Raw genomic sequence first — 23,004 nt, forward strand, 5'->3', positions numbered from 1 at the left:
AGGCGTTGAAAACGACGATTTACCACAACCCCGCGTGCGGAACCTCCCGTAATACGCTAGCAATGCTCGAAGCTTCAGGCGAGACGCCCAAGGTGGTCGAGTATCTCAAGACACCGCTTAGCCGTGAACGGCTAGTCGAGCTGATCTCAATGATGGCGATTGCCCCGCGAGAGTTGCTGCGTCGTAAGGAGCCCTCCTATGATGAGCTCAACCTTGATGATCCCGCGTTAAGTAATGATCAACTGATAGACGCCATGATCGCGCATCCAATCCTGGTCAATCGCCCAATTGTGATAACCGAAAAGGGTACATGCCTGTGCCGTCCTTCAGAGCTTGTGCTTGAATTATTGGCCAATCCAGTCACGACGTTTACCAAAGAGGATGGAGATATCGTGCACCTCAAGGGCCATCGCAAATGAGCGAACATGCCAGTTTCGATAACCTGCCCAACATTGACCCTCGAAAGCTGCAGCCGATTGATGTCGATGCGCTGGCTGGGCCTGATGCCCAGCGTCATCCCCCCAAAGTCCTGGTGCTTTACGGCTCACTGCGCGAGCGCTCTTTTTCACGTCTGGCGTCCGAAGAGGCAATGCGGTTGTTGCGCTGGTACGGCTGTGAAGTGCGCACGTTTAATCCGTCGGGTTTACCGCTACCGGATGACTCAGAGGCCGACCATCCCAAAGTGCAAGAGCTACGCGATCTTGCCCAGTGGTCCGAGGGTATGTTGTGGGTTAGCCCCGAGCGGCACGGTGCGATGACGGGCATTATGAAAACGCAAATTGACTGGATCCCTCTATCGCTCGGCAGTGTTCGACCTACTCAGGGAAAAACACTGGCGGTGATGGAAGTGTCTGGCGGCAGTCAAAGCTTCAACGCGGTCAATCAAATGCGAATTCTTGGGCGTTGGATGCGTATGATCACCATCCCTAATCAATCGTCTATACCCAAGGCATTCACCGAGTTTGATGGCGCCGGGCGAATGAAATTGTCACCACTTTATATGCGTATCGTTGATGTGTGTGAAGAGCTTGTAAAGTTTACCTGGCTGACCCGAGGCAAGTCCGCCTATCTTACTGATCGCTATTCTGAGCGCGTTGAGAGTGCTGAAGAACTCTCTCGCCGCGTTAATCAAAACACTCACTGACGAAGGTCATTTCATGTTGGCACTAGCCATTTTTGTTGTCACTCTGGTTTTAGTGATCTGGCAACCTAAAGGTTTAGGTATTGGTTGGAGCGCGCTGGGCGGTGCTTTAGTGGCGCTTTTAATGGGCGTCGTGCAGCTGGGGGATGTCGCGGTAGTGTGGGGGATTGTTTGGGATGCTACCTTCACCTTTGTGGCGTTAATCATCATTTCGTTGCTTCTAGACGAGGCAGGATTTTTTGCCTGGGCGGCGTTACATGTTGCGCGCTGGGGCAATGGGCGAGGACATCTTCTCTTCCCGCTGGTCGTTATATTAGGCGCCATCATTGCAGCATTTTTCGCTAACGATGGCGCGGCCTTACTGCTAACTCCCATTGTGATCGCTATCTTGTTACGCCTTAACTTTGAGCCGCCTGCGGCATTCGCTTTCATTATCGCAACGGGGTTTGTCGCCGATACCACAAGCCTGCCGCTGGTGATCTCCAATCTTGTGAATATTGTCAGTGCCAACTACTTTGATATCAGCTTTGATCGTTATGCTGCGGTCATGGTACCGGTCAACCTAGTGTCGCTGGCGGCAACGCTGATCGTTCTCTGGATCGTATTTGGTCGCCGTATTCCTGTACGCTATAGTGTCGAAAATCTTGACGCGCCGGTTTCGGCCATCAAAGATCCCCTCGTATTTCGCGCAGCATTCCCATTGCTAGCGGTACTGCTTATTGCCTATTTTGTGACTGCCCCGTTAGGGATCCCAATCGCGTTTGTGACGGGAACAGGCGCCATTCTGTTGATGGCTATTGCCGGGCGTTGGTGGCAAGTAGGCCGAGGTGCCGTCGTTTCTGTAACGGGAGCACTACGCGGTGCCCCTTGGCAGATAGTGCTGTTCTCAATTGGGATGTATCTCGTTGTCTACGGGCTGGGTAGTGCAGGGCTGACGAATTATGGCGCTTTGGCGCTTGAATGGCTGGCGCAGCAGGGCGACTTTATCGCCACGTTAGGTACTGGCTTCCTTTCCGCCATTGTGGCCTCGGTAATGAACAATATGCCTTCGACACTAGTGGGCGCGCTGGCTATTGAGCAGGCGAAATTGCCAGCGGGAACTCAGGAGTTAATGATCTACGCTAACGTAATCGGTAATGATCTGGGGCCAAAATTCACCCCCATTGGTAGTCTCGCGACTCTGCTATGGCTACATGTGCTAGCGGGCAAGGGATACAAAATTGGTTGGGGCCAGTACATGAAAATTGGCTTATTGATTACGCCGCCAGTACTACTGGCGGCCTTGGTCGCCCTGGCTTTGTGGTTGCCGATATTGCCCGCCGCGTAAGCATATAGTGCTTACTATGGCGAGGCTGCTAGAGTGAAGACACTACTTAAATGTTTTAACATGGTGAGAGTCTTAACGCTGAGAGCTGATCATGCCTAGTAAGACATCTATCAACATTTTTTACGACGCGCAGTGCCCGCTTTGCCGTAAAGAGCGGCGCCGCTATGAGCGCTGGCTAGGGCACGAGGCGGATGATATCGACTGGCTTGATGTCAGCGAAAATGAGCAGGCGCTGCGAGATAAGGGCGTTGAGCCTGCCATGGCGCTGCGCTCGCTGCATATTGAAACGACGCAGGGCGAGCTGATAGAAGGTATTGATGCCTACCGAGTACTAATGAGGCGTATTTCATTATTGGTGCCTGTCGCCTGGGTTCTTGGCCTACCAGGAATAAAACCGGGCGTTCGCGCACTTTACGATAGGTGGGTAAAACGCCGCCTACAAAAACAGGGCCGCTGGCCCACTTAAGCACTAGCATAGGATGCCTGGCAATGCAGCGAAGTTCGCTATGGATGTGGGCGGTAGGGATAGGGGGGAGTCTGTTGTTAGCAGGCTGTGCCGGCGGGCAACGTCCTGCACCTTCGCCCATTCAGCCTGACAGTGAGGCGCCGCTAACGGCCCCGCAGCCCATCCCGGTAACGGGCATGAATGCGATGCCCGTTACCGGGATGGCAAGTGACTGGGTGCCGCCTCTGTTTATTAGCCCAGAAGAGGAAGCATCCTATTACGTTAGCCGTTTAGCGGATAGGCGCTTTGTGACCAGCTACGGTGGCTATGATAATCGGCGGCCTTTTTATATTGCCGCCGAGCGTTTGGGCGAAATAGGCCTTCCAGCGATTCCTTTGCTGTTTACTCGTTTGAATACTGCCGACCAATATGAGCTGGCGCTGGCACTCTATGCTCTGCAACTCGCTACGCAGGATCCGCAGCTTATGGTCCGAACCAGTGGTGAATATATTCAGCTGGGAGTGGTGTTAGACCCGGCGTATAACGCTGACAACATTGCTATCGCCCAGCAGTGGTGGCAACGTCACGCGATGCAGCTTGATCGTTAACGCGCCACCATTATTAAGATAATTCAGGAGAGAACGATGGCCTTTGCACTTTCAACCATGCAGGTTACTAGCGTAGCTTTTGCTAATCACCAAGCGGTTCCTTCCAGATACTCCGGTGAAGGTGAAGATATTTCTCCTGCGCTAGCCTGGCAAGGTGCACCTGAAGGAACCAAAGGGTTTGCAGTGATATGCCATGATCCGGACGCTCCTTTGGTTAAAGAAGGCAGCTACGGCTTTATTCACTGGGTGCTCTATAACTTGCCTGGCGATATTCAAGAATTAACTGAGAACACGGCCGTGGGCACCTCGGGCGTGAATGATCGTGGTAATAGCAGCTACTGTGGTCCGATGCCGCCAGAAGGGCATGGCAAACATCTCTACTATTTCTGGGTGCTAGCGTTAGACCATCAAACGTCGCTTCCAGCAGGGCTGACCCAAGCTGAGTTGCTCAATGAGATAGAGCCGCACCTGCTGGGTATGAATCGCTTGGTAGGTACTTACCAGCGCGGTTGATTCGCTAGCGGCTGGACATTTTACGCAACCCGTGTAGGCTCCATCGCTTTCTGAACCCCTATATACGAGTGCTTGTACGCGTTCTCGTGTTTGTTGAGTGATGGAGTCGTCTGATGAGTGATCTTCCTAACTGTCCTGCCTGTGCCTCTGAATTTAGCTACGATGACGGGCTTCAATACGTGTGCCCAGAGTGCGGTCACGAGTGGTCAAAGGTAGCAGAAGAAGAGGGCGCTGATGACGCATCCGGCGTGCGTGATGCGAATGGCAATCCGTTGGTCGATGGCGATAGCGTAACGGTCATTAAGGATTTAAAGGTAAAAGGTAGCTCACTGGTCGTTAAAGTAGGCACCAAAGTCAAAAGCATCCGCCTGGTAGAGGGGGATCATGACATCGATTGTAAAATTGATGGCATCGGCCCGATGAAGTTGAAATCTGAGTTTGTCAAAAAAGCCTGAGCTCACTGCTGCCAAGTATTGCTAATAAAATAGTCCATTGATTTCAATGGGCTATTTTTTTATTCCCAAGCTCTCTGGTAGCCATGCGCAGCATTGCTGTCCGGTGGTTATATGCAAATTCTAGGGGGAGAGTAAAATAAACCAATAGCTTTTTTAAATGATAATGATTGTTGTTTTTGATGCTATCAGCGCCGAACGTGCTTATATTTCGCGCAAATTGCTAACCATTTTGCTCAAGGGCTTCACATCAAATTTATACAGGACTAAAATGGTCCTCAATTGACGTGGCGTTCATTTGATCGACTGCGTTTTATGTATATGAAGGGGAGTGACATGCTCAAGCTTTCTCGGCTGACAGACTATGCCGCTGTGGTGATGGCGCAAATTGCCCGTCACTCTCAGGCATCGCATGCAGCGGCAGAGTTAGCGGACGCTGTGCAGTTGCCACACCCGACTGTGAGCAAAACGCTCAAAATGCTGGTGCGCGCTGGCTTGCTTGTTTCCCAGCGAGGATCGCAAGGCGGCTATCGCCTAGCGCGACCGGCGTCGCAGATTAGCGCTGCTGACATTATTGCGGCCATTGAAGGCCCTGTCGCCATGACCGAATGCAGTCAGGCAGAAGGCGATTGCGAACTTGTGGCTACCTGCGGTGTGGCAGACAACTGGCAGCGAGTTTCACTGGCAATGCGAACGTTGCTAGAAAGCGTAACGCTCGCGCACCTGGCGGATACAGCGCCGATAAAACTGCCGGTGCAACTGCCTATTCAAACGATCAGCCTGTCGACAGCGTCGGCTTCCTAGCGACGTAAAACAGGCCTTACTCATTTTGACGGCGAGCCGAACTCGCCACCCAACTGCCCGGAGGGTATCACCATGGCAAGCGAAGAAATGGAACAGTTGGTTCGTCGCGAATACAAAGATGGTTTTGTAACGGATATTGAGAGCGACACCCTGCCACCTGGCCTTGATGAAAATACCATCGCCTTTATTTCGAATAAAAAGGGTGAGCCGGAATGGATGCTGGAGTGGCGTCTTGATGCCTATCGCCAGTGGTTGAAGATGAAAGCTCCTTCCTGGGCACATCTTGATTATCCGCCGATTGATTACCAGTCGATCTCCTATTTCAGTGCGCCAAAACGGCCTGAAGATGGCCCGCAAAGTTTGGATGAAGTAGATCCTAAACTGCTCGAAACCTATGAAAAGCTGGGTATTCCGCTGCATGAGCGCGCGGCCCTTGCTGGCGTTGCGGTAGACGCGGTGTTTGACTCCGTTTCTGTCACCACAACGTTTAAGAAAGAGCTTGGCGAAGCAGGCGTTATTTTCTGCTCGATTTCAGAGGCTATCCGCGACTATCCAGAGCTGATCAAGCAATACTTGGGTACGGTCGTTCCCGTGGCGGACAACTATTTTGCGGCGCTGAACTCCGCGGTGTTTACCGATGGCTCCTTTGTGTTTGTTCCTGAAGGCGTCACCTGCCCGATGGAGCTGTCTACCTACTTCCGTATTAACGCGGCCAACACCGGCCAGTTTGAGCGCACCCTGATTATTTGTGAAAGCCGCGCTCAAGTATCGTATTTAGAAGGTTGCACCGCGCCGATGCGCGATGAAAACCAGCTTCACGCGGCAGTCGTAGAGCTTGTTGCGCTGGATGATGCTTATATCAAATATTCCACCGTGCAGAACTGGTATCCCGGCGATGAAAATGGCGTAGGCGGTATTTATAACTTTGTCACTAAGCGCGGCGATTGCCGTGGCGATCGTTCACGGATTAGCTGGACGCAAGTCGAGACCGGCTCAGCGATTACCTGGAAATATCCTTCCTGCATGCTTCGCGGCAAAGACAGTATCGGCGAGTTTTACTCCGTGGCGGTGACTAACGGTCGCCAGCAGGCGGATACCGGCACCAAGATGGTTCACATTGGCGAAGGCAGTCGTTCTTATATCGTCTCTAAAGGCATTTCGGCGGGTAAGAGCAATCAATCCTATCGTGGACTGGTTAAAATTGGGCCGCGTGCCAAAGGCGCGCGCAACTTTACCCAGTGTGATTCCTTGCTGATCGGTGATAAGTGCGGAGCACACACTTTTCCTTACCAGGAAATTGGCAACAGCACGGCGACCATTGAGCACGAAGCGACCACATCGAAAATTGGCGAAGATCAGCTGTTCTACTGCAAGAGCCGCGGTATTTCAGAAGAAGATGCGGTGAGCATGATCGTCAATGGTTTCTGTAAAGACGTTTTCCAAGAGCTGCCCATGGAGTTCGCTGTAGAAGCCGAAGCGCTGCTCAACGTGACCCTGGAAGGCGCGGTTGGCTAAGCAGTTCGCTGTTCATCCTATTTAATTTATCAGTGTCGCCGCGGCGGCTCGCCAGAATCAAAAGGTAATCAACATGTTGCAAGTGAAAGATTTACACGTCACCGTCGAAGACAAAGAAATTCTTAAAGGCCTTACCCTGACCATCAATGCGGGTGAAGTGCACGCTATCATGGGGCCGAACGGCGCGGGTAAATCGACACTGTCGGCAGTCATCGCCGGTAAAGACGGCTACGAAGTTACCCAGGGTACGATTACCTTTGAAGGCAAAGATGTGCTGGAAATGGAAATTGAGGAGCGTGCCCAAGCCGGCTTGCTGCTGGGTTTCCAATATCCGGTTGAGATTCCAGGGGTTAAAAATATCTACCTGCTGAAGTCTGCCCTGAATGCCCAGCGCGTCGCGCGCGGTGAAGGTGAAATGCCGGCACCTGAATTCATGAAGCTGGTGAAAGAGAAGCTAGGCTTTATGAAAATGGATGCAAGTTTCCTGCAGCGCGCCGTTAACGAAGGCTTTTCGGGCGGCGAGAAAAAGCGCAACGAGATCCTGCAAATGCTGGTGCTTCAGCCCAAACTTGCCATGCTGGATGAAATAGATTCAGGACTGGATATCGATGCGATGAAGGTTGTCGCCGACGGCGTCAATAGCCTGCGTGCTGCTGATCGCGCCATTTTGCTGGTCACGCATTATCAGCGCCTGCTGGATTACATCGTGCCAGACAAAGTTCACGTTTTGGTCGATGGTCGTATCGTGAAAACCGGCGACGCTGAGCTGGCCAAGCAGCTTGAGAGCAACGGCTATGAAGGTATCGAGGAGTCTGTGGCATGAGCGATACGCAAAACTTTTTAGATACGCTGAAGGCGCGTAGCTCTCGCTATAAGGCGGAGCCGACGTGGATTGCTGCTCGTCGCCAGGCCGGTGCTGCGCGCTTTGAAGCGCTCGGCTTTCCTACTCGCCGTGACGAGGAGTGGAAGTATACGGATGTACGCTCAATTGCACAGGGCAGCTTTGCGCTTGCCGATAATGCCGAGTTCTCCCAGGCTGCTGCCGCTGCGCTGACACTGCCGATTGATGCTTACCGCTTGACCTTCGTCGATGGTGTTTTTTCATCAGCGCTGTCGGATGTTGAATCACTGCCCTCAAGCGTCCAAGTGCTGCCGCTTTCTAGGGCGCTAGAGGAAAATCACGAAGCGGTAGGTGGCCCGCTTGGCCGTCTCACCGGCGTAGATTTTTCACCCTTTGCTGCGCTGAACACAGCGTTTATGGAAGAGGGCGCCGTGGTACGTATTGCGCCCGGAACGATCGTTGAGAAGCCGATTCTTCTGCAGTTCCTGTCCCGTGCAGGTAAGCCTGTGATGAGCCATCCTCGTGTGCTGGTTACAGCCGGTGGCCGTAGCGAAGCGACGTTGATTGAGCACTATGCAGGCGAAAATGACGCGGCTAACTTCACGAACGTGGTGGCCGAGCTCATGCTTGATCGGGGCGCGATACTGGCGCATTACAAGCTGCAAGAAGCGCCGTTGGGCGACCTGCATGTGGCGAGTATTCACGTCGAGCAGGCGCGCGATACGCGCTATACCTCTTACAACCTGAGCCTAGGCGGTGCGCTGGTGCGTAACGACCTCATCAGTGATCTGAATGGTGAAGGGGCAGAAACCAATTTCTATGGTTTGTTCTTTGGTCAGGGCCGTCAGCACGTCGATAACCATACCAAGGTTAACCATAATGCGCCGCTCACGTTCTCTAATGAGAACTACAAGGGTATTTTGGACGACCGCGCCCATGGCGTATTTAACGGCAAAGTGTATGTGAAGCGCGATAGCCAAAAAATTGAAGGCTTTCAGAGCAATAAAAACCTGCTGTTATCTGATCGTGCTCATGTTGATGCCAAGCCTGAGCTGGAGATCTACGCCGACGACGTTAAGTGCTCTCACGGCACCACCACGGGCCAGTTGGATGAAGATGCTATTTACGCACTGCGCACGCGTGGTATTGATGAAGCAACGGCCCGTGGGCTGCTAACACTCGCGTTTGCTGGTGAAGTGCTGGACAAAGTTACCTTGGATGCGATTGCAGAGCGCGTTGAGCTAGCCGTTGCCGGTAAGCTACCAGAGCGCTTCAACCTTGCTGGGCTTGTTGAAGCAGCCGTCGCACTTAACGACTAGCTCAACCACTCGCTTAACCACCCGCTCTCAAGGGCTATACCAGGAGTGATTGATGCCACATACCGTTACTGAGCCTACGCGTGTGAAAGCGCCGTTTGATGTTATGCGACTGCGTCAGGATTTCCCGATCCTGGCGCGTGAGGTGCATGGCAAGCCGCTGATCTACCTGGATAACGCGGCGACGAGTCAGACGCCTCAGTCGGTGATTGACGTATTTAGCGATTACTACTCACGCTATAACGCCAATATTCACCGCGGACTGCATACCCTGGCCGATGAGGCGACGGCGGCGTTTGAAGGCACTCGTCACCGGGTAAAGGAGTTTCTTAACGCGGAAGATGCGCGTCAGGTTATCTTTACTCGCGGCACGACCGAGGCGATCAATTTAGTCGTTCAAAGCTGGGGGCGTCAGCACCTTGCCTCTGGCGATGAAGTGCTGATCTCAATGTTGGAGCATCATTCTAATATTGTGCCCTGGCAGCTGTTGGCCGCTGAGATTGGTTTTACCATTAAGGTCATTCCCGTTGAAGCCAATGGCGCGCTGGATATGGCAGCCTACCGCGCACTGCTCAGTGAGCGCACCCAGCTTGTTGCGGTCAATCACGTGTCTAATGCGTTTGGGACCATTAATCCCGTGCAGGAAATGGCCGCATTAGCGCATCAGTATGGCGCGCTCATTTTAATTGACGGTGCCCAGGCAGCGCCTCATCAAGTCGTCGATGTGCAGGCGATCGATGCCGATTTCTATGCGTTTTCGGGCCACAAAGTCTATGGGCCAACTGGCGTAGGCGTATTGTACGGTAAGCAGGCGCTCCTGGAAGCCATGCCTCCTTGGCAGGGCGGTGGTGAGATGATTCAATCCGTCTCGTTTGATGCGGGTACCACCTTTGCCGCTATTCCGCATAAATTTGAAGCGGGTACGCCGGCTATTGCTGAAGTCATCGCCCTTGGCAAGGCGCTGGAGTGGGTTGAGAGCGTTGGCATCACGGCCATTGGCGCGTGGGAAGGGCAACTTCTCGATCACGCTACGCAAGCAGTTAGCTGTATCGATGGGCTGCGTATTTTAGGCACTGCGCCTCAAAAAGCCGGCGTGCTTTCGTTTGTAGTCGACGGCGCACACTCCCAAGATATTGGCCTGCTGATTGACCAGCTGGGTGTCGCTATTCGTACGGGGCATCACTGTGCGCAGCCGTTGCTCGCCCATTTTGGCGTTGACGCTACCTGTCGTGCATCATTTGCTGCGTATAATACGCTCGAAGAAGTGGATCACTTTATTGAAGCACTCAACCGTGTCATTGGTATGGTGCGTTAAGGCCAGTTCTTTAAGGATAGTTATGGATCTTGAGCAAGTCGCGAGTCTCGAACGAGGCCAACAGCTACCGCTACAGCGTGATGTGGATGCTATTGCCATACCGTTTGGTAAAACGGAAACGCTGGCCGAAGATAGCATTGTGAGCGTAATGCAAGCGAAAGGCAGCTCGGTGAGCGTCGGTTTTGAGGGGCGTCTCTATCTGGTCGAAGGGCGCAATTTAGACGCCTTAGGTCTTGAGGCATTGCCGCGCCCGACGCTGCCAGAAACAGCGTCTGAGGAAGAGATCGAGCAATTTGTGTGGGATCAGCTGCGCACCTGTTTCGACCCCGAAATTCCCGTTAATATCGTTGATTTAGGGCTGGTTTATGGATGCCGTATTGATCGGCTAATCAGTGGCGAACGCATTGCCACTATCCGCATGACGTTGACTGCTCCCGGCTGTGGTATGGGGGATGTGATTGCGGCAGACGCGAGAAATAAAATTCTTGGCGCACCGCAGATTAGCAAAGTGCACACTGAGATTGTCTTCAGCCCTCCTTGGAGCCGTGACATGATGAGTGACGAGGCCAAGCTTGAACTCGGCATGTTTTAATTTCGGCTGGGGCGCTGGATGTATAACGCGGTTTTGAAAGGGATTAAGCGCTTATTGATGTCGCTAGGAGCGCTTTTGCTGCTGGCGGCGTTGCTGTTTATAGCCGGTAATTTATGGGTAGTCGCCACCACCGCCGCTTATATTGAGCAGCAGCCCTTGCAGTGCCGTGCCGACAAAGTGGGCATTGTGTTTGGTACGTCTCACTGGACGCGCAGCGGCGTGCGTAACCCTCATTTTCATGCGCGCATGCGCACCGCTGCCGCGTTAATTGAACAGTCTCAGGTTGAGCACCTGCTGTTGTCAGGTGATAATCGCACCAAGGCCTATAATGAGCCGCGAGCAATGTGGCGCGATCTTCATCGGCGCGGCGTCGCGGCCGAACGGCTTACCATGGATTTTGCAGGCTTTAGTACCTATGACACGCTGGCGCGTGCGCGAGATGTGTTTCAGTTAGATGAAGCGTTATTGATTACCCAAAGCTGGCATCTACCGAGGGCCGTGTTTATTGGTCGTGCACTTGGGATGGATGTGGCTGGGTGTGTGGCCGATGATCCAACGGCAGGGGTTGAATGGGGTTTGAAGGTGCGTGAGTGGGCGGCGCGTGTGGCCACCCTAGGAGATCTTTATATTTGGAACAGGCAGCCGTATTTTCTGGGATCGCCGGAGCCCATTAGATTGCCAAAGAGGACGCTAATAGACCTCATCGCGCCCTCGCTAGACAAGCGCTTAATTAGCCCTAGTCCCAAACCTTAGCGGTGCGTTTTCCGCTTTTGCAGCGCATACAACTCGCGAATCAGTTTACGACATCCTTGCATGGCCTCATCAACCACGGGTTCGATTGGGTCAGGTAGCGGATGGGTAAAGAGTGAGGAGAGCGCCTGCATCAATACTCGCTCTTGCTCTAATAGCTCATTGATCAATACCTGACTATCGTTGCCAACAAAGCTCTTCAGGCGGCTCCAGAGCCACAGAAAATCATCGCGTTCAACGTCCGCATCACGCGGCAGCATTTTTAAATGCGCACGGGCAAGATCCTGCAGTTTGCGCATTTGCTTTAGCCGCGCAGTATAGTGCGGCTTTAAAGCATCGCGCAGTGATGGGCGCAGGCGTTCGATATTATCTTGGAAATAATCAATGCTATCGGCCAGCGCTTCCAATACGCTGTCCATCGCCACTTGGCGATTATCGAGAAACATGAGCGTCTACCTCCTTCGGTGACGCCGATTGTGGGGGTGGCAGCGATGATTTGCCACCCCAAAACGGATTATTTTTGAATTTCCACCTTAGCCTTTAGGCTTTGGGGGGGCTTTACGTGCTGGAACTGCATTTTTTTCAATATGCTCAATGATCATTCCCGCAATATCTTTGCCGGTAGCGTTCTCAATACCCTGCAATCCGGGCGAAGAGTTAACTTCCATAATCACCGGGCCGTGGTTTGAACGCAGTAAGTCAACGCCCGCCACTCGCAGCCCCATGGCTTTTGCGGCGCGGATAGCGGTCGAGCGTTCTTCCGGGGTAATCCGAATGACGCTGGCGGTGCCGCCGCGGTGCAGGTTAGAACGAAACTCGCCTTCCGCCGCTTGGCGTTTCATGGTCGCTACGACTTTATCGCCGATCACGAAGCAGCGAATGTCTGCGCCGCGTGCTTCCTTGATGTACTCCTGCACCATGATATTAGCTTTCATGCCCATGAAAGCTTGAATGACCGATTCAGCGGCTTGGTTGGTTTCAGCGAGTACCACGCCAATGCCCTGGGTGCCTTCGAGCAATTTAATCACCAGCGGCGCGCCTTTCACCATGGTGATTAAGTCAGGAATGTCATCAGGTGAGTGCGCAAAGCCAGTAATTGGCAAGCCCAGCCCTTTACGCGACAACAGCTGAAGTGAGCGCAGCTTATCGCGCGAGCGAGTAATCGAGACGTTATCGTTAATAACGTAAGTGCCCATCATTTCAAACTGGCGTAGCACCGCGCAGCCGTAAAAGGTCACCGATGAACCGATGCGAGGTATCACCGCATCAAACGGTTCGATCTCTTCGCCTTTATAGTGAATAGAAGGGTGATGCGAGGTAATGCTCATATAGCAGCGTAGCGTGTCCACTACGCGTGCGGTATGCCCACGCTGCTCTGCGGCTTCAATGAGACGGCGGGTCGAATACAGATTGCGATTGCGCGAAAGCAGGGCGATATGCATGTAAAAACTCCGGGCTAAAGGCGACTAAAAAAATTTAGGGCTCACCGTGCAAAAACGCGGCGCCAGGTGCAACTAACAGGCGGCGCATGGCGCGGCGTCCTAGCAGCATGGGGTGGCGCATATTGCTGCGGTCAGTCAGGGTTAGTTCAACGGGGAAATTCAAATCGCCCATTTGCATAGGCGTGCGAATAACATAGCGCCATTCGCTATGACCGTTGGAACTGGTGATCCGGCGTCTATCGTGCAGATGTAACTGATAGCGGTGAGCAGGCGTTGTTGGCCCGCCACTATGGGTTATAAAGCTGACCCACAGCTGGCCATGCTCATCTTCATGAGTCTCAATTTCTTCTGCATGCAGGGCGGACGTGCGTGCCCCTGTATCTGCTTTGCAGCATAGATGAAGGCCTAGTTCCGGCAGCGTCACCATTTCACGGCGACCAATGACCGCCTTAGCCTGATAGGGTAATTCCTTCACGGCTCACTCCTTGAAAATATAACAGACTGCATCAAATCAAGCGTTCCTGTGTGGCGTCATGATGGCTAAGCGACGTTGAATAGCAGAGCTCGCTGGCGCATCTCGCAACGCCATCATGACGGGCAAACGCAGCCGCGGTATTAGTGCAATGTCTCGCACTACCGCCGCAAAGTCAGTACGTTCGTCTTCCGCTAGGCGCTGCAGAAAAAGTGGCAGGCGCTGGGCGTCTTCAAGATGCTGCCAGCCACGGCCAGCGATTGCTGCCAGCACATCCGGTCCACAGGCGGCGATATCGCTCAATATGCTCGAGTACCAATTACCAGCTTCAGGCGCACTAGCCGTGCCCACGGCACGCAAACAGGCACACAGTGTTTCTATATCACCCATTTGGGCGGCTGTTTCACCGCGTCTGTGTAACGCAGAAACTAACGTGTCTGGAAATGCCCTATGCTCTAAACAGTAGCACAGGGTGTGAATAACGGCGGTAGGCAGTGACTCAAATAGTTGTGCTAGCGATGCGCTCTCATTTGCTTGCATACGAACAATATAATCAGCGATTCCCTGCAGTCCCAATGACTGCCAGTCAATCATTTGTTGACCGCTAAAATAAGCCTCAACGGGTTCGAAATGTTGGCTTGCAGATAGCCCCATATCGCTCGTGGCGCGCGCATTAAGCATTGCTTGAAAGGTGATGTTAGGCGTGAAGGCGAGGGGATTATCCTTCATTAAATGATCCACGTCTGCAGTTTCTTCACGACCTACTTGCGATACATTACGACCTAATGTCTCCAGCAGTCGATTTAAAAATGCATCGCGCTGAGCGGGTGCCAGCAGGCCTTGCTCATCCAGCGGCAGGGCTAAAAACCAAATCGCAGGCTCAGGCATATCGCCCAGGCGAAATACAATGGCCACTCGCGCCTGTCCTTGCCAAGGTTCCGCCCACGCTATTTCGCCCCGCTCAAATACGGCGAGTGATTCCCGTGGGCAGGGAATAACACGGCGGCCCATATGATAGAGGGAGACCTCCGCACCGCTACGGGTAAAAAACTCATCAAGCGTTTTAATTGGTTGCATGACATCCTTCCGCTTTGCAAGACCGCACTCTACCTTGCTGATGTAACACTGTCAGCCGTAGCGGGTAATAAAAGGTAGTGGGTAATAAAGCATAGCGTTAATGACAGGGCGGTTAAAAATTAAACAACAAGGTGAAAGGTGCATGAGCGTTGAGGATGCGACACCTTTCCATAGTTTATCCACAGGCTCGTGCACGTTTTCTGTGGGTCTATGAGCCATGCCCAAAAGCGATGACCTGTGGTAAGCAAGCGTTTGAGTTGGGATAATTGCTAGATACACACTTTTACCACCTAACCAAGGTATTTATGAGCACTTACCAGACGCTACAAACAGCGCTTCTTGAACTTGAAGCATCGATGAAAGCCGCTGACTTATGGCGTATGCCAACACCGGATGCTGACGCGCTGGCCAGCCAGCAGCCTTTTTGCATCGATACAATGTCGCTTCCTCAATGGATACGGTTCGTGTTTGTTGCGCGCTTGAATACGTTAATTGAAACAGGTGCTGCTATGCCGGCTAAATGCGAAGTGGCACCAGCGGTGGCGGCCTATTTGCTGCAGGAGAAAGTGCCTGCCCATCATTTAGTGCTGGTTGTTCGGGCAGTAGAAACGGTTGACCAGATAGTGACTGACAGCTGATTTTGGCTGGCTAGACCTTGAAACGCACAAAGCCTGCCGAAAGGCAGGCTTTGTGGACTACACAAGCATCATCAATTGACTGCACTCATAATGAATTAACGTTCGATATGCTGGTATTCACCGGCATCGGCAGTCACGCTGCTAACTACCAAAATGGCAATGAAGGAGGCGATGAAACCAGGGATAATCTCGTAAACGCCGGGGCCACCCATGAACTCCCCACTCCAGCCCAGCGAAATCCAGATCATCACGGTAAGAGCACCGACTATCATCCCCGCAATAGCACCGGCGCCATTGGTGCGCGACCACATCAGCGAGAGAATAATCAGCGGGCCAAATGCTGCGCCAAATCCTGCCCAAGCATTGCTCACTAATCCTAGCACTTGTGAGTCCGGGTCAGACGCAATAACGGCCGCTACCAAACCCACTAGAACGACACTAATACGGCCTACGCCAACCGTTTGTTTCTCCGTTGCCTGCTTATTCAAAAACAGACGGTAGAAGTCTTCGGTGAGTGATGACGACGCCACCAGAAGCTGGCTAGAGATGGTGCTCATGATAGCGGCAAGCAGCGCTGCATAGAGAAAGCCGGTTACCAGCGGATGGAACAGCAGGTTCGCCAGAATGATAAAGATCGTCTCCGGATCCTGGACGTCCATGCCATTGCGAATTGCATAGGCGCGGCCGAAGATACCTAGAGAAACGGCGCCGATCAGCGAGATGGCCATCCAGCTCATGCCAATGTTTCGAGCAGTCGGTACATCTTTCAGCGTTCGAATCGCCATGAAGCGCACGATAATATGCGGCTGCCCGAAATATCCCAGGCCCCATGTTACCGCAGACAGCCAGCCGATGAAGGTCAGTCCTTCGGTCCAAGACAGCAGGGTTGGGTCGACCTCGTTCAGTGTCTGTGACGCTTGGCTGAAGCCGCCGCCGCCTTCACCAAAGAGGACAACGGCTGGCATGATTACCAGTGCCAGCATCATGATGCAGCCCTGTACGAAGTCTGTCAGGCTTACGGCCAAGAACCCGCCGACGACGGTATAAGCCAGTACCACGCCTAGTGTGATAATGATGCCAACAGTGTAATCGCTTAGGCTGCCAATGCTGACAATGCCGGAAAACGCGCTTTCGAACAGTTTACCGCCGGCGACTAGGCCTGACGCAGTATAAACCGCGAAGAAAACGACGATAACGACAGCGGAAACCGTTCTTAACGACAGCGCCCGCGTTGGGAATCGATTTGCCAGGAAGGCTGGAATGGTGATTGCATTACCGTAGTGAACAGTCTGTTCACGCAGACGAGGTGCAACCAAAACCCAGTTGAAGAAGGCACCCACGAACAGGCCGATACCGATCCAGGCCGAGCCCAGTCCGGATACGAACATTGCGCCGGGCAAGCCCAGCAGCAGCCAGCCGCTCATGTCGGAAGCGCCGGCCGACAACGCCGCCACCTGGGGGCTAAGTGTTCGGCCGCCCAGAATATAATCTTCAGACGTGGACGTGGATGTGCGCATAGCATAAAGCCCAATGCCGATCATAAGCGCAAAGTAAGCGGAAAGGCTGATCCAAACTCCAATAGCCATAAAACGTCTCCCTATTCTTAGTTCTGAGGCCGGATATAGCTCCGACAGGTTATTAGTATTGTATGAGCTGTTTACTCATCACCAAGCGCCAATAGCGACGCGTTCCCTCCTAAAGCTGCAGTATTATTGGTAATCGTTTTCTCGGTCACAAAGCGCTGCAGGTAGTGGGGCCCACCGGCTTTGGGGCCTGTGCCCGATAGCCCTTGGCCACCAAATGGCTGAACACCCACGACGGCACCGATGATATTACGATTAATATAAACATTACCGACGCGCATTTTCTGCGCTATTTCAGCGGCAAAAGACTCGTTTCGACTATGTACACCAAACGTTAAGCCATAGTTGCGGCCATTGATATCGTTAATGACTTTATCAATCTCGCTGGCTTTGTAACGCACAATATGTAGCACCGGCCCGAACTGCTCACGAGTAAGTGCATCAATGCTATCGATAGTGAACGCTACCGGCGCGACGAAAGTACCTTCTTGAGTATGCTCGGCAGCCATCGGCGTTTCCGCCACCAGGCGATTTTCAGCCTTTAGCTTTTCGATATGTTCCAGCAAACTTTTACGCGCATCTTCATCGATAACGGGGCCGACATCGGTACCCAAGTCACGAGGATCGCCAATGCGCAGCTCGTTCATTGCACCTTTAAGGATTTCAATCACTCGGTCAGCGACGTCATCCTGAAGATAGAGCACGCGCAACGCGGAGCAGCGCTGCCCGGCACTTTGAAACGCGGATTGCACCACATCAACCACAACCTGCTCAGGCAGGGCGGTGGAGTCGACAATCATCGCATTCATGCCGCCAGTTTCAGCAATCAGCGTCGCCAACGGGGCATTTTCACGTGCCGCAAGGGCGCGGTTGATAATGTGAGCAGTGTCGGTGCCGCCGGTAAATACCACGCCAGTAATCCGTGGGTCGGAGGTCAACACGCTGCCTACGGTGGGGCCATCGCCGGGTAAAAGCTGCACAACGTCGCGGGGCATGCCGGCTTCGTAAAGCAGTTCAATGACACGATGCGCGATAATCGAGGTTTGTTCCGCCGGTTTGGCTAGGACGGTATTACCCGATACTGCGGCCGCCACCACCTGACCGCAGAAGATCGCGACGGGGAAGTTCCAGGGACTGATAGCTGCGAATACGCCTTTGCCGCCGATGATTAGACGATTGGATTCACCGGTGGGGCCAGGTAGTACGGTGGCTTCGCCGAAATCTTCTTCAGCGCGCATAGCATAAAAGCGACAGAAATCGACGGCTTCTTTGATCTCATCGACGCCGTCGGTAAGCAGCTTACCGCCTTCCCGAGAGCACAGAGTCATTAACTCCGGCATATGCTCTTCCATCAAATCGCCGAGGCGCCGCACAATGGCCGCGCGCTCAGCCACGGGCGTTGCATCCCAGCGGGGGAATGCTGCCCAGGCAGCGTCAAGGGCCTGGGTGGCCTGCTCTTTGCTAGTCCACTGTATACTGCCCACCGTTTGTCGGCGATCAAAAGGGCTGGTAACGCTATGGGTAAGGGTTGCATCATCGGCAACATCAAAGGCGAGCAGCGGCTTAGCCGGATACTGCTTGTCCATAAACGTAGCCATCTGTTCCATCAGCGGGTAGTAGTGACTGCGGATGTTGAGATTCACACCACGAGAGTTGAGCCGCTTGGGGCCGTAAATATCTTTAGGCAGCGGAATATTCATGTTGATCAAACTTTTTTGCTGACGCAGCGTTTCGATAGGATGCTGGCACAGCCACTCAACCGGAACATCAGGGTCCACTAGTTGATGGACAAACGACGAGTTAGCGCCGTTCTCAAGTAGGCGGCGCACCAAGTAAGGCAGCAGATCTTTATGTGCGCCTACCGGGGCGTAAATACGGCAGTAGGTGCCTTCAGGCGCCCGTTCCAGAGCGGCATCGTAGAGGGCTTCGCCCATTCCGTGCAGGCGTTGAAACTCAAACGGGCGGCTGTCGTCGTTGGCGAACTCTAAAATAGTCGTCACAGTGTGAGCGTTGTGAGTCGCGAACTGCGGGAAAATACGCCCGCGGGTATCGTTAGAAAGCAGGAACTGAGCGCAGGCGAGGTACGCTACATCGGTGCCTGCTTTACGGGTGAATACCGGGTAGCCGTCGACCCCCAGCTGCTGGGACTCTTTAATTTCGGTATCCCAGTAAGCGCCTTTGACTAGGCGCAGCGGAATTTCATCACCCTGTTGCTCGGCTAGCCGGTTGATATAGTGCAATACCGGCAGCGCACGTTTGGAGTACGCCTGAACCACCAGGCCGAAGTGGCCCCAGCCTTTGACCGCTTCACTTTCATAAACCGCGCGGAAAACTTCCATTGAAAGCTCTAGGCGATCCACTTCTTCGGCGTCGATAGTGACTGCCACTTCTAGCTCACGGGCTCTGCTAACCAGTTGGATAACGGTGTCGACGAGCTCGATGAGCACCTGCTCACGGCGGCCAAATTCATAGCGCGGATGTAGCGCCGAAAGTTTAATAGACACCGAGGGTGCCGGCGTTTTATCACCTAAGGATTTACAGGTTTTGCCGACTTGTTCGATTGCACGAGCGTAATCATCCAAATAGCGTTTGGCATCATCGCGTGTGCGCGCAGCTTCGCCCAGCATGTCGTAAGAATAGGTATAGCCTTTATTGAACAGCGGTTTTGAGCGCTTAAGGGCTTCATTGATATCCCGGCCCAGCACGAACTGTTTACCCATAATTTTCATCGCTTCGTACATTGCGCGGCGAATAACCGGCTCGCCCATGCGATTAACCATGCGATTGATGAAGCTGGCGGGCTGGCCCTCTTTAGGATGATCCATTTTGAGAACACGGCCGGTCATCAATAAGCCCCAGGTAGAGGCATTGACCATCCAAGAATCGCTTTTGCCCACGTGGGCTTGCCAGTCGGCAGGGCCCAGCTTGTCTTCAATCAATGCATCCGCCGTCGCCTTGTCGGGGATCCGCAGCATGGCTTCCGCTAGACACATCAGCATTAGCCCTTCGTGAGTGTCCAGGCTGTATTGCTGCAGTAGCTCATCAATGGTGTCGACGGCTGTATCCATCTTCCGGACATCTTGAACCAGCGCCGCCGTGTTGGCTTCAATGCGGGCAAAGTCATCGTGGCCCGTATCCAGCACCTTGATCAGTTCGCTGACGTAGGCGCTTTCATCCACTAAATAGTGATCGCTAACGCGAGCCATGAGTGTGTCGAGATCAGTTTGCCAGATGGCTGGGTCACGCATTTTCTTAGCATTGAGCATTGAAGCCCCCGGAAGTCTGAACAGAACGAATGGGTAACAGGGCATTAGGCCCAAGCGAATAAGCGAATGTAGAGCGCGACCACGTTGGGTGCATGCTGGTTTCAAGGTAAAACGTGTCAATTCCCCGGCAAGCGCTGAGTCTTTAAGACTTTAGTAGAGTTTTTAATGTCCTGCTAGTGGCCCTGATGGGGGATTTGACGAGCTAACATTCACTGGCGCCATATCGCTCTGGCGCAACTTGCGTGGCGACAATCCATAACTGCTGCGAAACGCATGTGAAAGCGCACTTTGATTGGCAAAACCTGTTTGCATCGCGATATCGGTAAGAGGAAGCCTACTTTGTAAAATCAGCTCACGCGCCGCATGCAACCGCTGCCGTTTAACGTATTGCCAGGGAGAGAGTCCCGTTTGCGCACGAAAACAATCGGAGAAATGCGCTTCGCTTAAACATGCAATCTGCGCTAAATCGGCAACGCGCATGTCATCGGCGAGATGCTGGCGGATGAAGCGATCAATGCGTGTCAGGTTTAAGCGCTTCGGGCTGGTATGAGTGTCTTTGCCCAGTCGCGCCTTAAGTGCGCCCAGCATTGTCGCCGCTAAGCGATCTTGCTGAAAAGAATTAGTCGAAGTATCAAACTCTTGAGCAAGCTCGCTTTGCATAAAGGCGAGGTAGTGACGTAGCGCGTTATCTAAGCCAAAAAAGCGCGGTGCATCAAATAGCGCCACCAGCTCACGGTTTTCTCCGGTCAATGCGGGGGCATCTTCTGGGAGGTCAAAGATTAGCTGTCGATTATGGCCGTAACCTGAATAGTAGTGCTCGTGGTGCGCCGGAACAATACAGCCTGAAAATGCATTGACGCGGCCGCCGAGCCCTTCGATTTCAAACTCCGATGAGCCACACAGCGTAATCACGATCTGATGAAAGTCGTGCGTGTGGTGATGCGTAGCGCTGGCTAGCGGAATCTGACGAATCGTGCTGGGCATAATCGGGCTCCTGAGCCGCCGTAGCTCTTTTAAACAGTCTTTTTTGAACAGTCTCTACTGCTGACGGAGGGCTGTATGAGCGGACAAATGATCGCGCAGAGCCTTGAGCTCTTCTTGGCCCTCTTGGTTAAGCAGTGGCTTGCCCTGGGCAATCATCCAGCGCCTTCCATGCCGCTCCATTAAGTGTTCGCCGCGTCGCCGGATGCTTTCCAAATATTCATTATGGCGGATTGGATAGCCGATCGTAGCATTCCACTCTGTTTCGCTTACTTGGCTGTTAAGCGCCTTATCGAACAAAGCGATCAAATCTTTTGGCTCAGTGCGGTAGCGCGGCGTGCTTGACGACATTAACACGAGAATGACCGCGCCAATCACCAGTAGGCACACCGCGAACACTAATAAATACAGCGCCATTTTCTGAGCTCCTATCTATGCGAGTAGGCTTTATGCGACTAGGCGTAGCCGGTCAATAAATCGTCACTTAACTATACGCTTGGTGGTCTTTACACGGAAAATTTACTTTTTTGCGAACTTTTCCTTCACAGCGTGTCTGAGTTAGTACAGGCAACATCGCGATAGCAGTCGCTAAAGTTGTTCTGGCTCTATATGTTTTGATCCCTTGCTTCCGTTACTCTTCGAGTAACGGTTTTTTTTGTCTATGTTCTGTGCCTCCCGACATTTTATAGCGGGTTAGTGGCATCGAATGCTCAGCAATGCCACCAGGATATCACGCCGGGTGACGATTCCCACCAACCGCTGCTGCTCGACCACCGGATACACTTTTGGCTTGGCACCAAGCATTTCTTGCGCCAGGTCGGTAATGCTTTTATTAGGCGAGACGCTGAGTACTTCATGGCGCATTAGCTCTTTGACCAGCGGTGCTTCGTGGTCATGATAAATACTGTCGAGCACTCGCCCTAGAACGTCCTGTTCTGAGATAAAGCCTATTAGCCGATCGGCTGCGTCAACCACCGGTGCACCGGGTAAACGGTGCAGTGCTAACCCTTTGGCTAACGTAGTAATTGAAGCGTCTGGTGTTACTCGGTAGCAATCCCGAGACATAATGTCGCGAACGGTACTGGGATGTGCTGCTTTCATCGTTGCTTTTTTTATAGTTGTTTTGTTCATAGATAAGGTATGCATGGTGGTTGTACTCATCGTAGCCACTCCTTTTTCATCGCGTGCAGCGCCACTGCTGTTAAAGGGCAATCCTTCGTGCTTGGCCTTAATGTATCATCGGCTCTATTGACTGTAGTTGAAACTGTAGCTGAATTAGCTTTTTATGCGCCGGTGGAAGGCTGGTGCTATTCAACGTTTTGAGCAGTGAATTTTATAAACTGTCACGGCTCTCATCATGAAAGAATTATTATTTAACTCTGAAAGGACCCTCTGATGGATGCACGTGAGTATTTAAACCGGAAAGGGGTAGGCGTTGAGCGGGACCCTGATCGCCCCAACACTTTGGAAGAAAAAGCCTGGGAACGCGCGCGCGGTGCCGGTGATCAGCGGCCTAAATCCGGGACGCCCCATGATTGGGAAGATTGGGAGCGCCACCATGATGATCTTGCGGAAGGTGCCGAGACGTTAGAGCAGAAAATTGACAAAGATGCGCATCGATTTTCTCAAGAGCCGGCGGCACAGGTTCGCGCTCGCCCAGCCTCTGCTGACGTTGAACACTTCACGCCGCCGCCAGTCGCCGCCAGGGAGCAGCCGCAGAACCCAATATCTGAACAGGTAGCCCCGCCAACCGCGGGTTTAGCGCTGGCCTATCAAGCGCTGGCGATTTTGCTGCCGCCCTTAGCGGTAGGCTTAACACAAGGTGGCGCTAAACGTGTCGCTATTGCGGTGCTGTTAACAGTGGCGGGCTGGCTGCCCGGCGTTGCCTATGCATTTTGGTGGCTGCAGCGACGTTAACCTTTTTGT

Annotated in this window: 25 protein-coding genes; 16 read left to right on the forward strand and 9 right to left on the reverse strand. The window is 53.0% G+C overall.

Translation table 11 applies throughout. The annotated features are described in order from the left end of the window. The first annotated feature begins 5 nt into the window (after window positions 1-5). The 14 genes from arsC to ACT3RP_RS12740 all read left to right on the forward strand — a co-directional run bounded on the left by arsC (window position 6) and on the right by ACT3RP_RS12740 (window position 11,622). Window positions 6-419 carry an arsenate reductase (glutaredoxin) gene (gene arsC / locus ACT3RP_RS12675; protein WP_444625706.1) on the forward strand — a complete coding sequence of 138 codons (414 nt, stop codon included), beginning with the start codon at window positions 6-8 and terminating at the stop codon, window positions 417-419. Beyond that, window positions 416-1,144, forward strand: coding sequence for an arsenical resistance protein ArsH (arsH, locus tag ACT3RP_RS12680; protein WP_483393901.1), 729 nt, complete (start codon window positions 416-418; stop codon window positions 1,142-1,144). Before arsC ends, arsH begins: the two co-directional genes overlap by 4 nt. Next, entirely contained in the window at window positions 1,101-2,468 is a 1,368-nt protein-coding gene (locus ACT3RP_RS12685) for an arsenic transporter (protein WP_483393902.1), read from the forward strand. The genes arsH and ACT3RP_RS12685 overlap by 44 nt, the downstream gene beginning before the upstream one ends. Before the next feature lie 91 nt (window positions 2,469-2,559). Then, a complete protein-coding gene (locus ACT3RP_RS12690; protein WP_096279287.1) occupies window positions 2,560-2,934 on the forward strand; it encodes a thiol-disulfide oxidoreductase DCC family protein in 375 nt (124 codons plus the stop codon). 23 nt (window positions 2,935-2,957) lie between these two features. Further along, the gene (locus ACT3RP_RS12695) at window positions 2,958-3,521 is read left to right on the forward strand and encodes a hypothetical protein (RefSeq protein WP_096279289.1); all 564 of its coding nucleotides are present in this window, start codon (window positions 2,958-2,960) and stop codon (window positions 3,519-3,521) included. A gap of 36 nt (window positions 3,522-3,557) precedes the next feature. Then, the gene (locus tag ACT3RP_RS12700; protein WP_096279291.1) at window positions 3,558-4,034 is read left to right on the forward strand and encodes a YbhB/YbcL family Raf kinase inhibitor-like protein; all 477 of its coding nucleotides are present in this window, start codon (window positions 3,558-3,560) and stop codon (window positions 4,032-4,034) included. A gap of 113 nt (window positions 4,035-4,147) precedes the next feature. Then, the gene (locus ACT3RP_RS12705; protein ID WP_096279293.1) at window positions 4,148-4,489 is read left to right on the forward strand and encodes a zinc ribbon domain-containing protein YjdM; all 342 of its coding nucleotides are present in this window, start codon (window positions 4,148-4,150) and stop codon (window positions 4,487-4,489) included. A 333-nt stretch (window positions 4,490-4,822) separates the two neighbouring features. Next, entirely contained in the window at window positions 4,823-5,290 is a 468-nt protein-coding gene (locus tag ACT3RP_RS12710) for an SUF system Fe-S cluster assembly regulator (RefSeq protein ID WP_096279295.1), read from the forward strand. Between the two features lie 72 nt (window positions 5,291-5,362). After that, window positions 5,363-6,805: a Fe-S cluster assembly protein SufB gene (gene sufB, locus ACT3RP_RS12715; protein ID WP_096279297.1), complete on the forward strand. Its 1,443-nt coding sequence runs from the start codon at window positions 5,363-5,365 to the stop codon at window positions 6,803-6,805. A 73-nt stretch (window positions 6,806-6,878) separates the two neighbouring features. Then, window positions 6,879-7,628 carry a Fe-S cluster assembly ATPase SufC gene (gene sufC, locus ACT3RP_RS12720; protein ID WP_096279299.1) on the forward strand — a complete coding sequence of 250 codons (750 nt, stop codon included), beginning with the start codon at window positions 6,879-6,881 and terminating at the stop codon, window positions 7,626-7,628. Next, on the forward strand, window positions 7,625-8,965 hold the full coding sequence (gene sufD, locus ACT3RP_RS12725) for a Fe-S cluster assembly protein SufD (protein ID WP_444625703.1): 1,341 nt from the start codon (window positions 7,625-7,627) through the stop codon (window positions 8,963-8,965). The genes sufC and sufD overlap by 4 nt, the downstream gene beginning before the upstream one ends. Window positions 8,966-9,017: 52 nt before the next feature. Beyond that, entirely contained in the window at window positions 9,018-10,277 is a 1,260-nt protein-coding gene (locus tag ACT3RP_RS12730; RefSeq protein ID WP_444672502.1) for a SufS family cysteine desulfurase, read from the forward strand. A gap of 22 nt (window positions 10,278-10,299) precedes the next feature. Next, entirely contained in the window at window positions 10,300-10,869 is a 570-nt protein-coding gene (gene sufT / locus ACT3RP_RS12735; RefSeq protein WP_096279305.1) for a putative Fe-S cluster assembly protein SufT, read from the forward strand. Between the two features lie 18 nt (window positions 10,870-10,887). Further along, the gene (locus ACT3RP_RS12740) at window positions 10,888-11,622 is read left to right on the forward strand and encodes a SanA/YdcF family protein (RefSeq protein WP_096279307.1); all 735 of its coding nucleotides are present in this window, start codon (window positions 10,888-10,890) and stop codon (window positions 11,620-11,622) included. On the opposite strand, the gene ACT3RP_RS12745 is transcribed toward ACT3RP_RS12740, so the two are convergent. From ACT3RP_RS12745 to ACT3RP_RS12760, 4 genes are all read right to left on the reverse strand, one after another. Beyond that, window positions 11,619-12,065 carry a hypothetical protein gene (locus tag ACT3RP_RS12745; protein ID WP_096279309.1) on the reverse strand — a complete coding sequence of 149 codons (447 nt, stop codon included), beginning with the start codon at window positions 12,063-12,065 and terminating at the stop codon, window positions 11,619-11,621. The two genes, ACT3RP_RS12740 and ACT3RP_RS12745, sit on opposite strands and share 4 nt — an antisense overlap. Before the next feature lie 87 nt (window positions 12,066-12,152). Beyond that, window positions 12,153-13,061: a 30S ribosomal protein S6--L-glutamate ligase gene (gene rimK / locus ACT3RP_RS12750; protein ID WP_096279311.1), complete on the reverse strand. Its 909-nt coding sequence runs from the start codon at window positions 13,059-13,061 to the stop codon at window positions 12,153-12,155. Between the two features lie 34 nt (window positions 13,062-13,095). Further along, a complete protein-coding gene (locus ACT3RP_RS12755) occupies window positions 13,096-13,536 on the reverse strand; it encodes an ATP-dependent zinc protease family protein (RefSeq protein ID WP_096279313.1) in 441 nt (146 codons plus the stop codon). Between the two features lie 36 nt (window positions 13,537-13,572). Then, window positions 13,573-14,610: a DUF3549 family protein gene (locus tag ACT3RP_RS12760; RefSeq protein ID WP_441683850.1), complete on the reverse strand. Its 1,038-nt coding sequence runs from the start codon at window positions 14,608-14,610 to the stop codon at window positions 13,573-13,575. Window positions 14,611-14,915: 305 nt separating this feature from the next. On the opposite strand from ACT3RP_RS12760, the gene ACT3RP_RS12765 reads away from it, so the two are divergent. Next, complete coding sequence (locus ACT3RP_RS12765; protein ID WP_096279317.1) at window positions 14,916-15,248, forward strand: YqcC family protein; 333 nt, start codon at window positions 14,916-14,918, stop codon at window positions 15,246-15,248. Window positions 15,249-15,343: 95 nt separating this feature from the next. Here the strand turns inward: ACT3RP_RS12765 and putP are convergent, their stop codons facing one another. The 5 genes from putP to ACT3RP_RS12790 all read right to left on the reverse strand — a co-directional run bounded on the left by putP (window position 15,344) and on the right by ACT3RP_RS12790 (window position 22,179). Then, window positions 15,344-16,834 (reverse strand): sodium/proline symporter PutP, encoded by a 1,491-nt coding sequence (putP, locus tag ACT3RP_RS12770; protein WP_096279319.1) that lies wholly within the window; start codon window positions 16,832-16,834, stop codon window positions 15,344-15,346. A gap of 71 nt (window positions 16,835-16,905) precedes the next feature. After that, complete coding sequence (gene putA / locus ACT3RP_RS12775) at window positions 16,906-20,097, reverse strand: bifunctional proline dehydrogenase/L-glutamate gamma-semialdehyde dehydrogenase PutA (RefSeq protein ID WP_096279321.1); 3,192 nt, start codon at window positions 20,095-20,097, stop codon at window positions 16,906-16,908. A gap of 162 nt (window positions 20,098-20,259) precedes the next feature. Then, on the reverse strand, window positions 20,260-21,081 hold the full coding sequence (locus ACT3RP_RS12780) for a helix-turn-helix domain-containing protein (RefSeq protein WP_441683845.1): 822 nt from the start codon (window positions 21,079-21,081) through the stop codon (window positions 20,260-20,262). A 54-nt stretch (window positions 21,082-21,135) separates the two neighbouring features. Next, window positions 21,136-21,495: a hypothetical protein gene (locus ACT3RP_RS12785; protein ID WP_096279325.1), complete on the reverse strand. Its 360-nt coding sequence runs from the start codon at window positions 21,493-21,495 to the stop codon at window positions 21,136-21,138. Between the two features lie 276 nt (window positions 21,496-21,771). Continuing rightward, a complete protein-coding gene (locus tag ACT3RP_RS12790; RefSeq protein WP_096282334.1) occupies window positions 21,772-22,179 on the reverse strand; it encodes a CBS domain-containing protein in 408 nt (135 codons plus the stop codon). 294 nt (window positions 22,180-22,473) lie between these two features. On the opposite strand from ACT3RP_RS12790, the gene ACT3RP_RS12795 reads away from it, so the two are divergent. Further along, window positions 22,474-22,995, forward strand: a complete 522-nt coding sequence (locus tag ACT3RP_RS12795) for a YqaE/Pmp3 family membrane protein (protein WP_444625697.1) — start codon at window positions 22,474-22,476, stop codon at window positions 22,993-22,995. Window positions 22,996-23,004 lie beyond the last annotated feature (9 nt).

Source organism: Halomonas sp. AOP5-B2-8, assembly GCF_052376475.1.
GTDB lineage: Bacteria > Pseudomonadota > Gammaproteobacteria > Pseudomonadales > Halomonadaceae > Vreelandella > Vreelandella casei.